Origin of the sequence: Psychrobacter sp. NPDC078501, from assembly GCF_044900935.1 — a bacterium.
Taxonomy (GTDB): Bacteria; Pseudomonadota; Gammaproteobacteria; order Pseudomonadales; family Moraxellaceae; genus Psychrobacter.
In genome coordinates this window covers 110,094-128,484 of record NZ_JBJDOS010000006.1, presented here as the reverse complement: position 1 = coordinate 128,484, position 18,391 = coordinate 110,094, and the positions used below count along the sequence as shown (strand labels likewise).

Here is an 18,391-nt window from a genome sequence, read left to right as displayed (position 1 = left end):
AGGGAGTTTCTGTTAATCACTACAGATATGATTATCTCTTTTGTTAACACAGGCTTATATCAGACAGTTTTGCGAAACTGCGATATTGATTCAAGACAGATCAATCATTTATTGAGCCACCAGTCATACATAAACTTATAATAATTTATGTCCAGGATTTATAACAACGATAAGGAAGCTATCATGAGTGATATTTTTGATGTAAAAGACACCCTTTCGGTTGCTGGCAAGGAACATGCCTACTACAGCCTGCCAAAGCTGACCGAAACTTATGAGCATATCAAGACACTACCATTTTGTATGAAAGTGGTATTAGAAAACCTATTGCGTAACGAAGACGGTGGCCAGTCGGTTGGTAAAAACCATATCGAAGCGGTTGCCAACTGGGATGCAGGGGCTGAGGCATCAAAAGAAATCGCCTTTATGCCAGCGCGTGTGGTATTGCAGGATTTCACTGGTGTACCTTCGGTAGTTGATTTGGCTGCGATGCGTGATGCAGTGGTCGAGCTTGGCGGTAAGGCTGAGCAGATCAATCCGTTTATCCCTAGTGAGCTGGTCGTCGACCACTCTGTACAGGTTGATGCTTATGGCCGCGAAGATGCGCTAGATTTGAATGAGAAGATTGAATTTAAGCGTAACAATGAGCGCTATGAGTTTTTGCATTGGGGCAAGCAAGCCTTTGAAAACTTCGTCGTGGTACCGCCAGCGACAGGTATCGTGCATCAGGTGAACCTTGAGTATTTAGCCCGTGTCGTGATGGCAGCGGACGTCGATGGCGAGCTGACAGCTTATCCAGATACAGTGTTTGGTACAGATAGTCATACCACGATGATTAATGGTATCGGTGTACTTGGTTGGGGTGTGGGCGGTATCGAAGCTGAAGCTGCGATGCTAGGTCAACCGTCTTCGATGCTGATTCCACAAGTGGTCGGTTTTGAGCTAAAAGGTAAGCTAACCGAAGGCGTCACGGCAACCGATTTGGTATTACGTGTGGTTGAGATGTTGCGTGCACATGGTGTGGTAGGTAAGTTCGTCGAGTTTTATGGCGAAGGCTTACACAGTATGCCGCTAGCGGACCGCGCTACCATTGCCAACATGTCACCAGAGTACGGTGCGACTTGCGGTATCTTCCCTATTGACCAAATGGCGATTGATTACCTGCGTCTATCAGGCCGTGAAGAAGAACAGATTGAGCTGGTTGAAAAATATGCTAAGGCGCAAGGCTTATGGCACGATGCCGATACACCTGCGGCGACTTATTCAAGCAAATTAGAACTAGATCTGTCGTCAGTACAGCCAGCACTTGCTGGTCCGAACTTGCCACAGCAGCGTATCAATTTGTCTGATATGCATGAGAAGTTCGGCGAAACGCTAGAAAAAATGACCAAAGATCGCAAGTCAGAAGTAGAAGGCAAAGTACGCTTTGATCAAGAAGGCGGCGAGCAAGAGCAAGCTGAACACTTGGCAGCTGAACCGAATATCGAAGTTGATACCAGTGATGACAATGCAAGTTATGCGCCAGCAAACAATGTCTTCTCAAATGTTAGCATCGATGATAAGCAGCACAAGTTACGAGACGGGTCGGTAGTTATTGCTGCTATTACTTCTTGTACCAATACTTCCAATCCAGCAGTAATGATTGGTGCAGGTCTAGTGGCCAAAAAAGCGGCTGCCAAAGGGCTTAAAGCCAAACCTTGGGTTAAGACATCGCTCGCACCGGGTTCTAAAGTCGTAACCGATTATTTAGAAAAAACCCATCTAATGGATGAGCTAGAAAAAACAGGCTTCTACTTAGTAGGGTATGGTTGTACGACTTGTATCGGTAACTCAGGGCCATTATCAGAAGAGATCGAAAAAGGCATTGAAGAAAACGACTTAGTCGCGGCAGCGGTACTGTCTGGTAACCGTAACTTTGAAGGTCGTATTCACTCGCATGTCAAAGCCAGTTATTTAGCATCACCACCGTTGGTCGTTGCTTATGCGCTAGCAGGTACAGTCGATATCGATCTGACTACTCATCCACTAGGTCAAGACCAAGATGGCAACGATGTATTCCTAAAAGACATCTGGCCAACTTCAGAAGAAATTAACGAGTTAATTGCCAACAATATCGATGCTGATATGTTCCGCAAAAACTACGGCGAAGTATTTGACGGTAGTGCAGCGTGGAACGCAATTAGTTCAGCGGATAGCCAACTGTATCCATGGGATGAAGGGTCAACGTATATTAAAAACCCACCGTTCTTTGATGGTATGACCATGGAGCCAGAAGGTATCCCTGATATCGAAGGCGCGCGTATCCTAGGTCTGTTCGGTGATTCAATCACCACCGATCATATCTCACCAGCAGGTAATATCGATCCAGACTCACCAGCAGGTAAGTACTTGCAAGAGCGCGGTGTAATGGAAGCAGACTTCAACAGCTATGGTTCACGCCGTGGTAATGATGCAGTCATGACCCGTGGTACTTTTGCTAATATCCGTATCAAAAATACTATGATGGGTGGTAAAGAAGGCGGTTATACCTATTATTTCAAAGATGACAGCGCTACGCTACAAGATGGCGAAGAAATGCCTATCTATAATGCAGCGATGAAGTATAAAGAAGATAAGCGTCCGCTCGTCGTGCTTGGTGGGTCAGAATATGGTTCTGGTTCGAGCCGTGATTGGGCAGCCAAAGGTACAATCCTGCTAGGCGTAAAAGCCGTGTTAACCAGTTCGTTTGAGCGTATTCACCGTTCAAACCTAGTCGGTATGGGTGTATTGCCATTGACGTTTAAAGACGGTCAAAATGCGGAGACTTACAAACTAGATGGTGCTGAAGTGCTGAGCATTACAGGGCTAGATAATGGCGAGAGTAAAACAGCCACGGTTACGGCTACACGTGCTGACGGTTCGGCAGAAACCTTTGAGGTAAATGTCGGTCTACAAACGCCAAAAGAGCGCGAATATGTACGTCATGGCGGCGTATTGCACTATGTACTACGTCAATTGGCTGCTGAGAGCAAAGAAGCAGGCTAGTAATGTATTAGACTTAGTATGAAAAAAGCCCAATCTCCTTTAAAGTAGGGGATTGGGCTTTTCTATGGAAGACGTTTTTTCTTCTTGTTACTTTACTTTTTAAGCCTTTTCAGTCAACAGCTTAATTCCTAGCCCCATAAATACGACACCACTTATTTTATTCATCATGGATTCAACTTTTGGATTCTCTCTTAGTTTTTTGCTGAACTTTGACGCCAGCAGTGCCAAACTCAAGCACCATATAAAGCCTGTGGTGGCAAAAGTCAGTCCCAACATCAAAAATGACAGCATGCCATAAGCATAACTAGCGTCGATAAACTGAGGAAAGAACGCCAAGAAAAATAAAGCGACTTTTGGGTTAAAAGTATTGGTCAATACACCTTGCTTATATATTTGCCAACCATCTACAGCCTTTTGGTTAGTCACGTCCTGATCTTTGGATAAATTGTTTGCAATCGAGTTAGAGTTTTTGCTCGTCAGCATTTTAAAGCCTAAATAACACAAATAGCTGGCCCCAATATATTTGACAATTATAAAAGCAGTAGGGGAATTGGCAAGCAATACGGACAATCCTAGCGCCGCCAATAGGGTGTGTACCAAAATACCCGAAGTAATGCCAAGAACAGAATAAAATCCTGCTGTTTGCCCCTGTGAAATACTACGGGTGATGATGTACATGCTATCCGTACCTGGCGTGAGGTTTAACAAAATAGCCGCTAAGATAAACCCCAGATAATTCTCGATACCAAACATCGCAATCACTTCCCTTTAATTACGCTAAGCCCATCATTTATAGTATGTGGCTGCACTTTGTAAATACGCTCGTCAGGTCGATATTAGCGAGTATTAGGTAGGTTGGCAATAGCGCTATCAACAGTAAGCTAGCAGCTATTAATAATAAGCTAACGACAACAGAATAGAGGGTTTTGAGAAACGATAGACATAAAAAAGCCCAGTCACCGTATGATGACTGGGCTTTTTTATTGTTCGCTTATTAGTCTAACCTGATGCTAAGCAAAAGTGCTAATAAGTGACGCCGAATAGTGGCGTCCCCAGGGGGATTCGAACCCCCGTTACCGCCGTGAAAGGGCGGTGTCCTAGGCCTCTAGACGATGGGGACGCATAGAGTGTTATAACCAGTGGTTACAACGGTACTTCACAATATCAGATAGCTTAGTAAATAAGCATTGCCTAGGTGCTGATATCGTCCTACTAGCGAGTATTTATTATTACGTTTCAGTAATACTGAGCGTTGCTATAAATAAGTATGGTGGAGCTAAACGGAGTCGAACCGTTGACCCCTTGCATGCCATGCAAGTGCTCTACCAACTGAGCTATAGCCCCTCGCTAAGAGTGTGCGTATTTTATGTAAGAGCGGCAGTCTTGTCAACCACTATTTTAAAAATAATTCATAAATATGCAAAAAAAAGCGATTTAGCCTATTTTAAAGGCTCAATAAGACCAAATTAGCGTGGATTTTGCTTAAGGGCGATCTCTTTGATGGCTTTATCGGTATAAAACTCTTCTTCGCTACCATCAGAAAAAATAATCGCACAGCATTCAGTTGGCATATATTGACCGCCTTTTTCTCGGATCGTTCTTATGCCTTTGACGCCAATGATGTCATATTTGCCCAATTTATCTAGATTATGCTTGGTGTAACCACAGTAAGTGCTGTATATCCATTTTAAATCCTCGAAGTCTTGGCCCTTGGTCAGGGTCAAAGTTGCATCAAAAAGCTCCTTTACAATGGCATCATAGTATTTCTGTGCTTCTTTTAGGGTATTAAAGACATAGTCTTTGCTTTCTATCGTGACGGTTTTGGCGGCCATGTTTATTTCCAATTAAAATATTGAGTAAGAGGTTTTTATATTCTGAGAGTAGTAATACTTATTAACAACGAAAAAAGGGTCAGAGATGGTCTGACCCTTTTACACTCGACAAGTTGAGCTAATTAACTGTTTAGTAGATAAGTTGTTCAGCTTCTAAACTATTCAGCAGCAGCTAAGAAATCTGGCAATTCTGCCGCTTGTTTCTCAAGTTTTTTCAGTTTCTTTTTACCGAGGCCGCCTAATACATCAATTGCATGACGCAAGCGAGTCAATGTCATGTCAGCGCCGATAATCGCCATAGAGTTCATGACTGGCGTCGATGAGGTGCTACCAGCGATAGCGATAAAGAACGGCGCCATAAAGTCACGCATCTTAATATCAAGATGAGCAGCAAGGCCTTTTAGCGTGGCATAGATGTTTTCTTCTGACCACGTTGGCAAGACTTCTAACTGCCAAAGCGCTAATTGCAGCATCTCGATAATTTGCTCAGGGGTGAGCGATTTATGAGTGAAGCTCTCAGCATTGATGTCAGGTAGGTTTTGGAAGTAGAAACCACCCCAATTAACCGCATCAGACAATAGCTCGATACGTGGCTGAATCGCCGCTGCGATCGCGGTCAGTTTGTCACTGTTGCTGGCCCATTCAAGGATTTTATTCTTTAATTCTTCAGGGCTAAGCGCACGTAGCCATTCGGCATTGAGCCAGTTTAGCTTTTCGATATCGAAGATAGGGCCACCAAGCGACACACGCTGAATATCAAAGCTGGCAATCATTTCTTCTAGCGTAAACTGCTCAGCATCATTGGGCATTGAGTAGCCCATACGACCAAGATAGTTTAGCAGCGCTTCAGGTAGCACGCCTGCATCACGATAGTAGGTGATAGAGGTTGGGTTTTTACGTTTAGACAGTTTTGACTTATCAGGGTTGCGTAGGAGCGGCATATGGCAGAGGGTCGGCATTTCCCAACCAAAATAATCATACAGCAGTTGATGCTTAGGCGCAGAGTTCAGCCACTCTTCACCGCGCATCACATGAGTGATTTCCATCAGATGGTCATCGACGACGTTGGCTAAATGATACGTTGGCATGCCGTCTGTTTTTAGCAGTACTTGCATATCGACTTGAGTCCAAGGGAACTCAACCGTACCGCGCAGCATGTCTTGTACCTGACAAGTGCCTTCGGTCGGTACACGCATACGAATCACGTGCGGCTTGCCCTCGCTTACCAATTGCTCAGTTTTTTCTGGTGCAAGATGGGCACAGCGACCATCATAACGAGGGGTCTCGCCATTGGCTATTTGCTCAGCACGCATAGCATCTAACTCTTCACTGGTACAAAAACAGCGGAACGCATGGTCTTTTTCTATGAGTATCTCAGCGTGTTTTCTGTAGATATCGCTACGTTCGCTCTGACGATAAGGGGCGTGTGGGCCGCCAATATCTGGGCCCTCGCTCCAATCTAGACCAACCCAGCGTAGGGCATCCAAAATCATTTGTTCTGATTGCTCAGTCGAGCGAGTCTGATCAGTGTCTTCGATACGTAAGATGAATTCGCCGCCGTGAGCTTTGGCAAAAGCCAAGTTAAATAGAGCAATATAGGCAGTACCTACGTGCGGGAAGCCAGTTGGTGATGGGGCGATACGCGTACGTACAGGGCGCGTGCTGTCAGTAGAGGTTTGCATGATAAAAGTCTCAAAGTTTGCTATCGATATAAGCTATCAGTATAAATAGCGATGAAAGATATGAAGTCGATGTTAAGAAATAGCGTAAAATATAGCGCTAGTATAACAGAGACATGTGATATTTTTAATGAAAAGCCCTTCTAGTGCTTGACTACAGGTGTATCCTTGCGATAATAATGCTAAGCAAGTCATAACTTGTTTATTTTCATCTAATTACTGGCCAGTACGGTCGTCATCTATTGAGTTGTTTGTGTCCCTATCAAAGTCTAAGCCAAAATCGAAAGCCAGTCCTTCTGCCGCCGCTGACCTCTCTGAGTCAGCGTCTAATCCTTCTGCTGTAAAGGATACGTCTATGCAAGATGTCGATCTGGATGTTACTCACACCCGTCATGAGGGCGATATCACGTCTGATGAATTGAGTTTTGTCCATGATGCGGTGCTGCTGCAAGAGACTGTCGCTGCGGTACTCGGCGTAAAATCCTTGCCTAAGCAAACAGAAGGCGACCAAAATAGCTTAAATATAAGTGGTATCTACGTTGATGCAACTTTTGGCCGTGGTGGCCATAGCCGACTACTATTAAGTCAACTCGCCGATGACGCCACACTAATTGTCTTCGACAAAGATCCAACAGCCATTAGTGTGGCGCAAGAGCTGGCAAGCAAAGACAGCCGTGTGCGTGTGGTTCACGATAGTTTTGCGACGTTGACCGACAGTCTGGCTGCTATGGGTATCAGTGAAGTTGATGGCTTAATGGCAGATTTAGGCATTTCATCACCGCAGATCGACGATGGTAGTCGCGGCTTTAGCTTTATGCGTGACGGGGCAGTAGACATGCGTATGGACACCAGTCGTGGCCAGTCAGTTGCCGAATGGCTCGAGAAAGTCGATGATGAAACGTTGGCCAATGTGCTTTATGAGTTTGGTGAAGAGCGTCACAGCCGCCGTATTGCGCGAGCTATCAAACAGATGGAGAGCTACGAGTCTACACTTGAGTTGGCAGAAGTGATTAAAGTAGCGCATCCCAACTGGCAACGCGGTAAACATCCAGCGACGCAAAGCTTTCAAGCCATGCGTATTTTTATTAATAATGAGCTGGGCGATGTTGATGACTTTTTAGAGCAAAGCATTCCTATCTTAAAGTCAGGCGGACAGCTTGGGGTCATTAGTTTTCACTCATTAGAAGATCGCCGTATCAAGCAGTTCTTGCAGCGACATAGCAAAGGGCAGTATCCAGAAGACGAAAACCTGCCAATGCCGCCGAATCGTCCGCGCTATTTTAGCAAACCAAAACGTGTTGGCCCAAGTAAAGCTGAGACGAGTCAAAACCCGCGCGCGCGTAGCGCATGGTTGCGTATGGCAACGCGTACTGACACAGCTTATGAGCAGATAACAGCACCATAGAACATCATGCTGCCACAAATCATAGTCGAATAAAATTGGTGAGTTGTCTAAGATTGCTAATGTTTGTCTAAATGATGCGCAAATGTCCTAATGGCTACGCCACTGTTAAAAATCTGTAAATATTGTCTGTTAGGCTCAGCAGTTGGTTTTTTATCTGCATGATAGTTGCACAGATTTATATGTAGTATAGCCATGCAACGTGTTTGGTTGTGGTATGACCTATTGATAGCCATGAGTTGTAATGATTTATGGCTCCTGAATAAATTAGCTATCGAATATATTTTCTATGTTCGGTTTTTTAAGTTTAGTTTGTACATTTATAAGTGTCTTTGGTTTTATATTTATCAATGGTATGACCGAATAATGACACGTTCATCTTTCGCAATCCGTTATCTACTCTACCGTTTACGTTCACCTTTTTGAGATCGTCATGGCAATATCTGACAAACCTGCGAATCGCCGCACTGCTACACCTTATAATACCGATGTCGGCGAGCTGTTCGTGCGCCGGTTTAATGTGGTGAGCATTTATGTGGTCGTGCTACTGCTATTGGCAGCCACGATTGTATGGAGTGGTATCAAAACTGCCGAAGAAGTTCAGCAATATCATCAGGACTACAAAACCTTGCAAGACATGAAAAAACAAGAACGTAAGCTACAAGTAGAGCATCAGCGTCTATTGATTGAGCAACAAACCTTTAGCGCCACTCCGCAGATTGCCAGTCGAGCGGTTGCTGAATTGGGTATGTATTCGCCAACATTAAAGGATAAGCTGATTATCCAGCCTGGTGTCGCTACTGCCTTGGTGCCAGTGGTTACGGAAGACTCAGATGAAGATATGTCTGACGTGATTGGGCCACGGGCCTCTACGGACATCTCTCCTGAAGAACCAGCGACGGAGGCAGGACAATGAGTGAGAAGAAGCCTAAATCCACCGTAAAAAACACTAGCAAGAAACCAGCCAGCGGCAAGGTAACCAAACCTCTCCGCCGAGCCAGTGCTGCTAAGTCTGGTCAAACAAGTAGCAAGCCTGATAAAGCTGCAAGTAATCGTAAGGCTAAATTGTTTGGTCGCATCAAAAAAAGCGACACCCAAGGCGCTTATACCAGTGTAAAAAACCGCAAAAGTAAAATGGTTTTTTCGAGCAAAGCGTCAGGTGCTTCTGCTCTCGGTGGTTTCGAACAAGACAAAAACCGTTTTCGTATGGTCTGGGGTCTAGCGCTGGTCATATTAGCGCTACTGATTAGCCGCGCTTATTATATTCAGGTTGCTAACGCACAGTTCTATCAAGACAAAGGTAATGAGCTCATTACCAGTGAGCGCACCCAAAAGTCTTATCGCGGTATGATTACCGATCGCAATAATCTACCGCTTGCGGTCAGTGCACCGCTCGCGACGGTTTCGTTTAGTCCGCATGATTATTCGCGTGAATATTACGAGCTAAAGCGCATTATCATCACCAACCCTAGCAGTCCACAATTACAGGCGCGTATGCAAAAGCGCCTAGATAATATGGACCTGACAAAGCTAGCCGCTGCTGCCAATATCTCGGTCGATGAACTGAAAAAAGTCACTGCTATTGATGACAGTATCGATGTGACCGATGAGAAAGCCGTAAAAGCAGCTTTGCCATCTGGTGCGGGCTCACACTATTTGCCACTACTTAATAAGGTCACACCTGAGATTGCCCAAAGCGTCAGCTCGCTTGATTTCCCTGGTGTCTACGAAAAGAATTTCTTTCAGCGTTATTATCCACAGCCACAATCTAATGCGCAGCTGCTGGGCTTTATGGGTCAAAACGCCAAAGATCCTGAAGGCGGTTACGAAGGCCGTGCTGGTATTGAGCGTCAGTACGAAAAAGATCTGGCAGGTGATGACGGAAAAGTTTTAGTTCTAAAAGACGCCAAACAAAATAGCCTAAAAGAAATCAAACAAATCGAGCCAGAAGTACCTGGCAAGGATGTGGCGTTAACGATTGATTCGCGTTTACAGTATTTGCTGTATAAAGAGCTAGAAAAAGCTGGGCGTTTGCAAAAAGCACGTTGGTCAACGGGTATGATTGTTGATGTACAGACTGGTGAAGTGTTGGCATTATCAACATGGCCGTCGTTTAACTCAAACAACCTTAATGAGATGACGGGTGAAAACCAGCGTAACCGCGCACTGCTAGATGTGTTTGAGCCAGGCTCGGTGATGAAACCGTTTACTGTTGCAGCAGCGCTAGACTCGGGTAAATATACGCCAACGACCTTGATTGATACCAATCCTGGTTCGATTCGCGTACGTGGCTATACCATTCGAGATCATAACAACTTGGGCATGATTAACATGGCCACGCTACTACAGAAATCTAGTAATGTTGCCTCTACCAAGATTGCGCTATCACTGCCAGCCGATGCTATTAGTAATATGCAACGACAGTTTGGCTTCGGCTCAAAGACACCTTTGCAGTTCCCAGGTGAGGGTAGTGGTTTGATCGTCACGCCAAAAGAGAAAGAAACCTCGCGCCGTGCAACGGTCAGTTATGGTTATGGTCTACAAGTGACATTGGCACAGGTTGCACAGGCGTACTCAGCCCTAGCAGCAGGTGGGGTCATGCATCCATTAACTTTAATTAAAGATGACAAGTCGCAGCCAAGCAAACGTATTATGGCGCATGAGCAGGCAATGTCGATTGTACAGATGCTTGAGAGCGTGACTGAGCCTGGTGGTACGGCAAAAGCCGCTGCCATTGACGGATATCGCGTGGCAGGTAAGACGGGTACGTCACGCCGCATCAATCCAGACGGTGGTTACTATACCGATCAGTATCGTAACGTCTTTGCTGGCATGGCACCTGCATCCAATCCAAAGCTGGTAGGCGTAATGCTTATCGAAGACCCACGTGGTCAGATTTATGCTGGTCTAACGGTCGCCCCTGTCTTCCATAATGTGATGAAAGAAGCATTGCGATTGTATAATGTGCCTTTGGATAAGCCACTAAAAACGGAAGCGCAGTAAGCGTTCAATTATTTTAAATGTCCAGTTCTACTGAGCTGACACGTTTTAACTGTTTAGGATTTATCTATGACTATATCATCGCTAGATAGCGCTACTGTGACTTTACAACAGCTTATAGATGCTAATAAAAGCCAACAGCAAAAACTGGCTGAGCAGCTTACAGCGATGATAGCAACATCGATTCAGGAAGCATTCAAGCAGGCGGGTTTAGCTCAAGCCCAATCTATTGCCCATATTCCGTTTCAACAATTTCGCTTAGACAATCGCCAACTGGAAGCGAATGACGTATTTGTCCTGTTAAAAAGTCAAACAGCCAACCCTCAAAAAAGTCGCGATTATCTACTACAAGCCGCTGAACAAGCTGCGTTTATTCTCTCAGAAATTGACCCTAGTGTTTCGCTTAGCGAAGCAGATAATTCCTCAAATACCACTAATGAACCGCAGACAGATAGTATCGCTAGTATGCAGCAACTAGCAGCATTGCCATGCCCTGTCTTATACGTTCCCAATATCCGCGACTTTTTAGGTAGCTTAATTCAAGCGCGCCTGCAATATCAGCAGCCAGCGACTCTACCGACCGTGGTTGCGGTGACTGGTACGAATGGCAAAACAACCATCAGCCAATTAGCAGCACAGCTTACCCAGTTGATGGGTCAGAGTAGCGCAGTAATGGGTACTGCAGGTAATGGTAGACTTGGCGCTCTGGTGCAAGCCAGCCATACCACGGGCGATGCGTTAGCTGTCCAGCAGTTCCTATATCAAATGGGAACAGAGCAAGCAGAAATATTGGCATTAGAGGCCAGCTCTCATGGGTTGGATCAGCAACGTCTACAAGGTATGCCAGTCACTGTGGCGATTTATACCAATTTGAGTCGTGACCATTTAGACTATCATGCCGATATGGCAGAATATGCCGCTGCCAAAGCAAAGCTGTTCGATAAAGCTCATTTCCCAGATTTGACCCATGCCATTATCAACATCGATGATGAGCACGCTCAGGTTATGTTAGATATGGCAAATGCCAGCGGTTTAACGGTATGGACATACAGTTTGGATTCATCAAAAGCTGCTACTTTTGTTGCCGCTGATATTACGCCGAGTCTGCAAGGCGTCCAAATCAATCTGCGTATTGAGTTTGGTAATGAGAGAACTGACAACATAGAGATTGTCAGTCCATTATTAGGTCGCTTCAATGTTGCCAATTTGCTCGCAGCGATAGCGGCTGTCGTAGCACTTGATGATGACTTGGCTATGAATATCGAGCGTATTGTGCCTGCTATTGCAAAGTTGCAAGGTGCGGTTGGGCGTATGCAGCGTGTACCATCAAATGATGGCTGCTTTATCGTTGATTATGCGCATACTCCAGATGCTTTAAGCCAAGTGCTTGCAAGTTTAAAAACCCACTGTAAAGGTCAGCTTTGGGCGGTATTTGGTTGCGGCGGAGATCGCGATGCAGGCAAGCGACCGTTGATGGCGCAAGCAGGTCTGGCAGGTGCTGATCAAGTTGTTTTGACTGCGGATAATCCACGTACCGAAGACCCCAAGATGATTTTGCAAGATATGCAGGCTGGTATGACAGCTGAGCAATATCAACGAACCCATATTGAGCCTGCCCGCCAAACTGCTATTGAATATGCAGTTAGTCACTCAGGTGTGGATGATATCGTTGTCATCGCAGGCAAAGGTCATGAAACCTATCAAGAGATTAACAACGTTCGTTATGATTTCGATGACAGTGTTGTTTTGCAGCAGGCATTGAGTCAAGCTGGCCGCGTGTAGTTGATTGACTTTCGATACATGCATTAGTAAAAATTGATCATTAAATATAAAAATTAAGTAGTCATCATATAAGGTAATCATTATGACAGCCGACACCGATAATACTGCCCAGTCGCAAGGGCTCTATGTCTGGCAAATGGACAATCTGCTCGCAGCGACCACGTCGCTCGATGGGCAGTGGCAACTACCACAAGGCCATGCAGAACAGACGGCCTTGTCCAGTAAACGTATAGCCACCGATACCCGCACGATAAAGCCAGGCGATATATTTTTGGCGTTAAGCGGCGATAATTTTGATGGTCACGATTATATCGAGACAGCAATATCAAAAGGCGCAGTTGCCGCTGTTGTCTCGCGTCCTATCTCGTTGTCCGGCCCAAATGCTATTCCACAATTGGTAGTCAGCGATACTCGTTTGGCACTAGGTCAATTGGCAGCGTATCGTCGTCAGCAGCATACAGATTTAACCGTGATTGCGATTACGGGCTCTAGCGGCAAGACCACTTGCAAAGAAATGCTTGGCAGTATTTTTGGTAGATTGGCACCGACCTTGATCACTCGTGGTAACCTTAATAACGATTTGGGTGTACCAATGATGCTACTAGAGCTATCAGAACATCATCGTTATGCTATTTTAGAGCTAGGCGCAAACCATATTGGCGAGATTGCTTATACGACTGAAATCGTTCAGCCTGATGTGGCCTGTATCTTAAACATCGGTACAGCGCATTTGGGTGAATTTGGTAGCCGTGAAGGTATTTGCCAGACCAAAGCAGAGATTTACCATACATTGACAGACGCGCAGTTTGCGATTGTTCCTGATAAGGATGATTTTACCAATCAGCTACGTCGTATCGCTGAAAAGCACACCTCACATGTGATTGGCTTTGGTAATACGGATGTAAGCGCAAGCCATCTAGACGTAGAGCCTGAGCGTAGCGAATTTAAGCTACATATCGGTAACCAAGTCCATGATATCAACTTGCCATTGGCAGGTGAACACAATGTCAATAATGCCTTGGCTGCTGCTGCCTGTGCGCATGCGCTAAATATTGAAGTAAGCGACATTGTCATTGGGCTCGAAAATGCGCGCCCTGCTAAAGGTCGTCTAAATAGCCAGATACTTGGTATGCATCGTCTCATTGATGATACTTATAATGCCAACCCTCATTCGGTACGTGCCGCCGCCAAAGTATTGGCCGCGCAAACAGGTACGCAGGTCATGGTACTGGGCGATATCGGTGAGTTAGGCGAGGCGGCCATCAGTGAGCACCAAAGCTTGGGCCGTACTATCGCAACCACAGGTATCAATGTGCTGCTTTGTGTTGGCGAATATGCTCCTTATACCGTCGCGGGTGCGCAAGAGGTATCTGATATCAGTGCTCATGCTTTTGCCGACAAAGACAGTTTATTACAGTATTTACAGCCGTATTTGCAAGCGCAACAAGCTAAGCCTTGTACTGTGTTGTTCAAAGGCTCTCGTTCCATGGGAATGGAAACACTTATTCATGCGCTAGTAGAGGAGTAGGCGGTGTTAGTTTGGTTGTTCGGCTGGCTTGGCCAGTATTATACGCCGTTTTCTGCGGTTTCTTCGTTGACGCTGCGAGCATTGCTTGCCGTTGTTACCGCCCTTGTATTTAGCATGATGTTTGGTGGTCGTGTCATTCGGCACTTGCGATCGCTCAAATACGGTCAGGCCATTCGTAATGATGGGCCTCAGTCGCATTTGGCAAAGACTGGTACGCCAACCATGGGCGGGGTACTGATCCTAAGCGCGATTGGCATATCGACGCTGCTGTGGGCACGATTGAACAATCCCTATGTTTGGATTTTGCTTGTGGTTATGGTTATCTTCGGCGCCGTAGGTTGGGCTGATGATTGGCTAAAAATTAAGTACAAAGATCCAAAAGGCTTAATCGCTCGCAAAAAGTATTTTTGGTTGTCTATGGGCGCATTGTTTGTCGGTGTTTCTTTGTACTATATCGCCACGCTACAACCGGATATTAATACCACACGTGAGATGCAGGATCTGCTATTGCCAGTATTCAAAGATTGGATGATTCCATTTTCAGCGGTGCCATTTGGTATTGGCTTTATCATCTTTACTTACTTTGTGATTAATGGTGCTTCTAACGCAGTCAATCTAACCGATGGGTTGGATGGTTTGGCGATTTTGCCAGTCGTTCTCGTCGCTGCAGGTTTGGGTGCGATGGCCTATGTATCAGGCGATGTACGCTTTGCTGATTACTTGCATGTGCCTTATATTCCTTATAACTCCGAAGTCATCATCGTCTGTGGCTCAATGGTGGGAGCAGGCCTTGGTTTCCTATGGTTCAACGCGCATCCAGCACAAGTGTTTATGGGTGATGTTGGCGCGCTAGCACTGGGTGCAATGCTAGGTACTATCGCCGTGATGACCCGTCAAGAGATTGCCTTTGCAATTATGGGTGGTTTGTTTGTCGCAGAAGCGCTATCAGTGATGTTGCAAGTTGGCTCGTATAAACTGCGCAAGAAACGCGTCTTCCGTATGGCACCGCTGCATCATCATTTTGAAGAAATTGGCTGGAAAGAAACGCAAGTGGTAGCGAGATTCTGGATTATTGCCATTATCCTTGTCATCCTCGGGCTAATGACCTTGAAGCTACGTTAAGCTATAACCGCCGAATATCTATATAGATATCAATTTGCATAACTCCAAAAAGCCGTTTCAATCATGATTGAGACGGCTTTTTATCGCTCAAGGCAGATGAATTTTGTTAAAATGCGAAGCATATTGCTATCACTTTGAGATGCCCGTGTCGTTATTTATTTGTCCACTTTGTCAGTCACCACTACAGCCTGCCGCAAATACTTGGCGCTGTGATGGTAGTTTGCACCCTAAACAGACTTCACATCCCTTTGATGTAGCGCGTCAAGGCTATGTTAATTTACTACCAGTACAACAGAAAAAGTCTAAAGCACCTGGGGACAGTCAAGAGTCTATCGATGCGCGTAAACGGTTTTTGAATCATGGGCACTATGCCTTGCTCCAAAACCTAATTAGCCAAAAAATGACAGAGTTGCTGTCTAACGATGAGTTAATAGATAAGCAAGATAGCAAGCCGGTCAATTGGCTCGATATTGGCTGCGGAGAAGGCTATTACACACAGGCAATGGCGCAAATGGGCTCGGATATTATAGATACGCTGATAGCTGCTGACATCAGTAAGCCTGCAGTGGTTGAGCTGGCCAAAGTCAGTAAACTAGCAGGTCGTCTATGGTATCAGCCGCGCCAAGAAGATACTGCCAAGACAACATCGGTCTATCCATTAGTGACCAGTGCTGCACATCTACCATTACGCCCGCACAGTATGACGGGTATTAGTAGTATTTTTAGCCCTATCTTACCCGAGGCATTTGATAATGTATTGATGGATGGTGGCTATCTGATCATTGCCAAACCTGATATCGGGCATTTGGCAACGATGCGTGATGCGTTATTTGATGATGTGCGTGAGCATGATTCTGATAAATTCTTGCAAGAATTGGCACCATATTTTACGTTGGTTGAGACCTGCCGTGTCAGTACGGATCTGACATTATCCGCAGGTAATTTAGCTGATTTGATGACGATGACACCGTATGCGTACCGTGCCCGCAGCGAAAAAAGGCAAGCACTATTGGCAGCTGTAGAAACAGCAGCATTTAGCACAGAGGCGAAGTTTGTGGTTTATATTTTGCAGAAAACGTCTGTTTAGCACATTTAGAGCATAGCAGTATGGAGTATTGCTATGCTCGTGTTAAATATTAGCCAGCAACTTCACCGTTTCCGTATTTGCATTCTTCAACAATCAGCTAGTCATTCGCGTTTTTATAAATATCCTGTTTACGATGCTTACCGATAAAGCCTAAATACGCTGTCATTTAACCAAACATTACGCCAATACCTAATATGCCTTTGATCGCGCATGCCCTCGTAACAATCGCAACCTTTCTTCAAGTTTCATAAATCTACTTAATACTAGAATCATTTATCATTCTCTTTGTCGATAGAGTAAAGCTTTATCACGATAGTTCATTTAACACTAAGTGAATTATCTATAACTACTCTAAATATGAATTCAAAGGAATAAAATGATGAAAAAGATACTAGTTAGTTCGATTTTAGCCGCTACTGCTTGTTTGTCGATGGTGGGTCAAGCCAATGCTGCACCTAATTTTGATAAGCATCATTCAGCTCAAGTACAGCAACAAAAACACAGCAGCAATAAAGCGAGTAATAACTATAAGCATGCCAAAGCTAAGGCAGCAAAGTCACATCACAAAGCGAACGTAGTGGCTGCTAAGCACAAAGCAATAGCCAAAAATGTTCATGCTAAAAACAGCCACGACAAAAACAATCATGACCGTCGCTCGTAAAAACCCGATTTTACTATCCAAAAATAGCGCCTTAATGAGGCGCTATTTTTTTGTTCTTATATGACACTATTGATCGTTACTAATTGAGCAAATGCTACTGACTGATAAACGTCATTGATTTGGATATGCCGCTTTTATTAGGCTGAGTGAGTGTCACTTTACTACTCAAAACATCGCCTTTGGCATTGATTTTATAGCATTCTGAAGAAGTACCTGCAGCATCAGAAGTCAAAAGTAGATTGCCTGAAGTTTTTATACAGAGCCACGCCGTGTTATTTGTATCTTGTGTGAGCGACCAGTCCTGCTTATAAGTGGCGGTTTTCTGACGCATACTGCTGTCAGCATATACGTTTTCAGTGATGAGCTGATTTGAGTCGCCCACCGTAGCTATCTTAGGGATACTTGTCGTTTGGTTAGCGATTGAATACTCACCCGTACTATCCGTAAAACCATGGAACACCAATGGATTTAGCGTAAAGTAATTGATAGCGACTGACTGATCCGTGATCTGCTGATTCACAGTGTTGATTGTGCTGACTTCTGCGCCTTGTACCATTTTATTATTAAAGCGCATGCTGCCTTTAGGGGTGATTTGAATATCTGCGGCTACGTTTTGGCCGCCGACAGTAGCGACCAGTTTTTCACTACGTTGTTTGGTATAGATATTGAGTAGGGCAGTCTCAATTGGGTATTGAGTGATAATTTTAGCAGAGCTGTCATTTTGGTTGGTATTACCTGTTGCCACGCCGCCCATGCCAGTAGCGCAAGCACTCAATCCGAGTCCTGCTACGATACACATTCCTAGTGTTTTCATTGTTGTATCCTTTAGTTTATTTAAATAAATATTACCGATATCTACTATAATCCAATTTTTTGACAATGGCATCTGCCGAGTATTAGTGACTCTACTGTTATTACATTTTTGTACGGTATAGCAATGATGGTAAACATAGATATAAAGATAAATCGAATTTCAAAGAAAAACTAGAGGCCTTTTCGTATAAGGGTCTAGGGATAAAATTAAGCTGATAGTAAAACGAATCGTAATAGAGTATCTACTCATTTAATGGCAGTTTTATACAGCCAAACACGACTGAAAAAATTCTTATAATCTGCGCGACTGTAAAAAAATCTATCCAAAAAGAGATAAAAACGAAGCTTGCTAATACGACTCGGCTTTATTCGAATGCGTGAAAATAGGTTACAATAGCTATCCAAGAACATATATCTCTAGTACGTCGTAAATAAGCCACTTTAAGTGGCTTATTTATTTGGTA

At 44.7% G+C, this 18,391-nt stretch carries 13 protein-coding genes and 2 tRNA genes; 9 read left to right on the top strand and 6 right to left on the bottom strand.

Features of this window, described 5'->3' with window-relative positions; genetic code table 11:
- The first annotated feature begins 183 nt into the window (after positions 1-183).
- Positions 184-3,021 carry an aconitate hydratase gene (locus tag ACI2IW_RS11010; RefSeq protein ID WP_404693654.1) on the top strand — a complete coding sequence of 946 codons (2,838 nt, stop codon included), beginning with the start codon at positions 184-186 and terminating at the stop codon, positions 3,019-3,021.
- Between the two features lie 99 nt (positions 3,022-3,120).
- Here the strand turns inward: ACI2IW_RS11010 and ACI2IW_RS11005 are convergent, their stop codons facing one another.
- The 5 genes from ACI2IW_RS11005 to gltX form a co-directional block, all read right to left on the bottom strand.
- A complete protein-coding gene (locus tag ACI2IW_RS11005) occupies positions 3,121-3,774 on the bottom strand; it encodes a LysE family translocator (protein ID WP_404693653.1) in 654 nt (217 codons plus the stop codon).
- A gap of 291 nt (positions 3,775-4,065) precedes the next feature.
- Positions 4,066-4,141, bottom strand: a tRNA-Glu gene (locus ACI2IW_RS11000).
- A gap of 148 nt (positions 4,142-4,289) precedes the next feature.
- A tRNA-Ala gene (locus tag ACI2IW_RS10995) sits at positions 4,290-4,365 on the bottom strand.
- Between the two features lie 122 nt (positions 4,366-4,487).
- The gene (locus tag ACI2IW_RS10990) at positions 4,488-4,853 is read right to left on the bottom strand and encodes a hypothetical protein (RefSeq protein ID WP_394212023.1); all 366 of its coding nucleotides are present in this window, start codon (positions 4,851-4,853) and stop codon (positions 4,488-4,490) included.
- A gap of 158 nt (positions 4,854-5,011) precedes the next feature.
- Entirely contained in the window at positions 5,012-6,538 is a 1,527-nt protein-coding gene (gene gltX / locus ACI2IW_RS10985) for a glutamate--tRNA ligase (RefSeq protein ID WP_404693683.1), read from the bottom strand.
- 349 nt (positions 6,539-6,887) lie between these two features.
- On the opposite strand from gltX, the gene rsmH reads away from it, so the two are divergent.
- The 8 genes from rsmH to ACI2IW_RS10945 all read left to right on the top strand — a co-directional run bounded on the left by rsmH (position 6,888) and on the right by ACI2IW_RS10945 (position 17,114).
- Positions 6,888-7,937, top strand: coding sequence for a 16S rRNA (cytosine(1402)-N(4))-methyltransferase RsmH (rsmH, locus tag ACI2IW_RS10980; RefSeq protein WP_404693682.1), 1,050 nt, complete (start codon positions 6,888-6,890; stop codon positions 7,935-7,937).
- A gap of 430 nt (positions 7,938-8,367) precedes the next feature.
- On the top strand, positions 8,368-8,850 hold the full coding sequence (locus ACI2IW_RS10975; protein ID WP_057762053.1) for a cell division protein FtsL: 483 nt from the start codon (positions 8,368-8,370) through the stop codon (positions 8,848-8,850).
- Positions 8,847-10,937, top strand: coding sequence for a peptidoglycan D,D-transpeptidase FtsI family protein (locus tag ACI2IW_RS10970; protein ID WP_404693652.1), 2,091 nt, complete (start codon positions 8,847-8,849; stop codon positions 10,935-10,937). Before ACI2IW_RS10975 ends, ACI2IW_RS10970 begins: the two co-directional genes overlap by 4 nt.
- Positions 10,938-11,003: 66 nt before the next feature.
- Complete coding sequence (locus tag ACI2IW_RS10965; RefSeq protein ID WP_404693651.1) at positions 11,004-12,716, top strand: UDP-N-acetylmuramoyl-L-alanyl-D-glutamate--2,6-diaminopimelate ligase; 1,713 nt, start codon at positions 11,004-11,006, stop codon at positions 12,714-12,716.
- Between the two features lie 82 nt (positions 12,717-12,798).
- Complete coding sequence (gene murF / locus ACI2IW_RS10960; RefSeq protein ID WP_404693650.1) at positions 12,799-14,244, top strand: UDP-N-acetylmuramoyl-tripeptide--D-alanyl-D-alanine ligase; 1,446 nt, start codon at positions 12,799-12,801, stop codon at positions 14,242-14,244.
- Between the two features lie 3 nt (positions 14,245-14,247).
- A complete protein-coding gene (gene mraY, locus ACI2IW_RS10955) occupies positions 14,248-15,366 on the top strand; it encodes a phospho-N-acetylmuramoyl-pentapeptide-transferase (protein WP_101205970.1) in 1,119 nt (372 codons plus the stop codon).
- A gap of 139 nt (positions 15,367-15,505) precedes the next feature.
- Entirely contained in the window at positions 15,506-16,453 is a 948-nt protein-coding gene (locus tag ACI2IW_RS10950; RefSeq protein ID WP_404693649.1) for a putative RNA methyltransferase, read from the top strand.
- Between the two features lie 376 nt (positions 16,454-16,829).
- A complete protein-coding gene (locus tag ACI2IW_RS10945) occupies positions 16,830-17,114 on the top strand; it encodes a hypothetical protein (RefSeq protein ID WP_404693648.1) in 285 nt (94 codons plus the stop codon).
- A gap of 94 nt (positions 17,115-17,208) precedes the next feature.
- Here the strand turns inward: ACI2IW_RS10945 and ACI2IW_RS10940 are convergent, their stop codons facing one another.
- Positions 17,209-17,928 carry a hypothetical protein gene (locus ACI2IW_RS10940; RefSeq protein WP_404693647.1) on the bottom strand — a complete coding sequence of 240 codons (720 nt, stop codon included), beginning with the start codon at positions 17,926-17,928 and terminating at the stop codon, positions 17,209-17,211.
- Between the last annotated feature and the right edge of the window lie 463 nt (positions 17,929-18,391).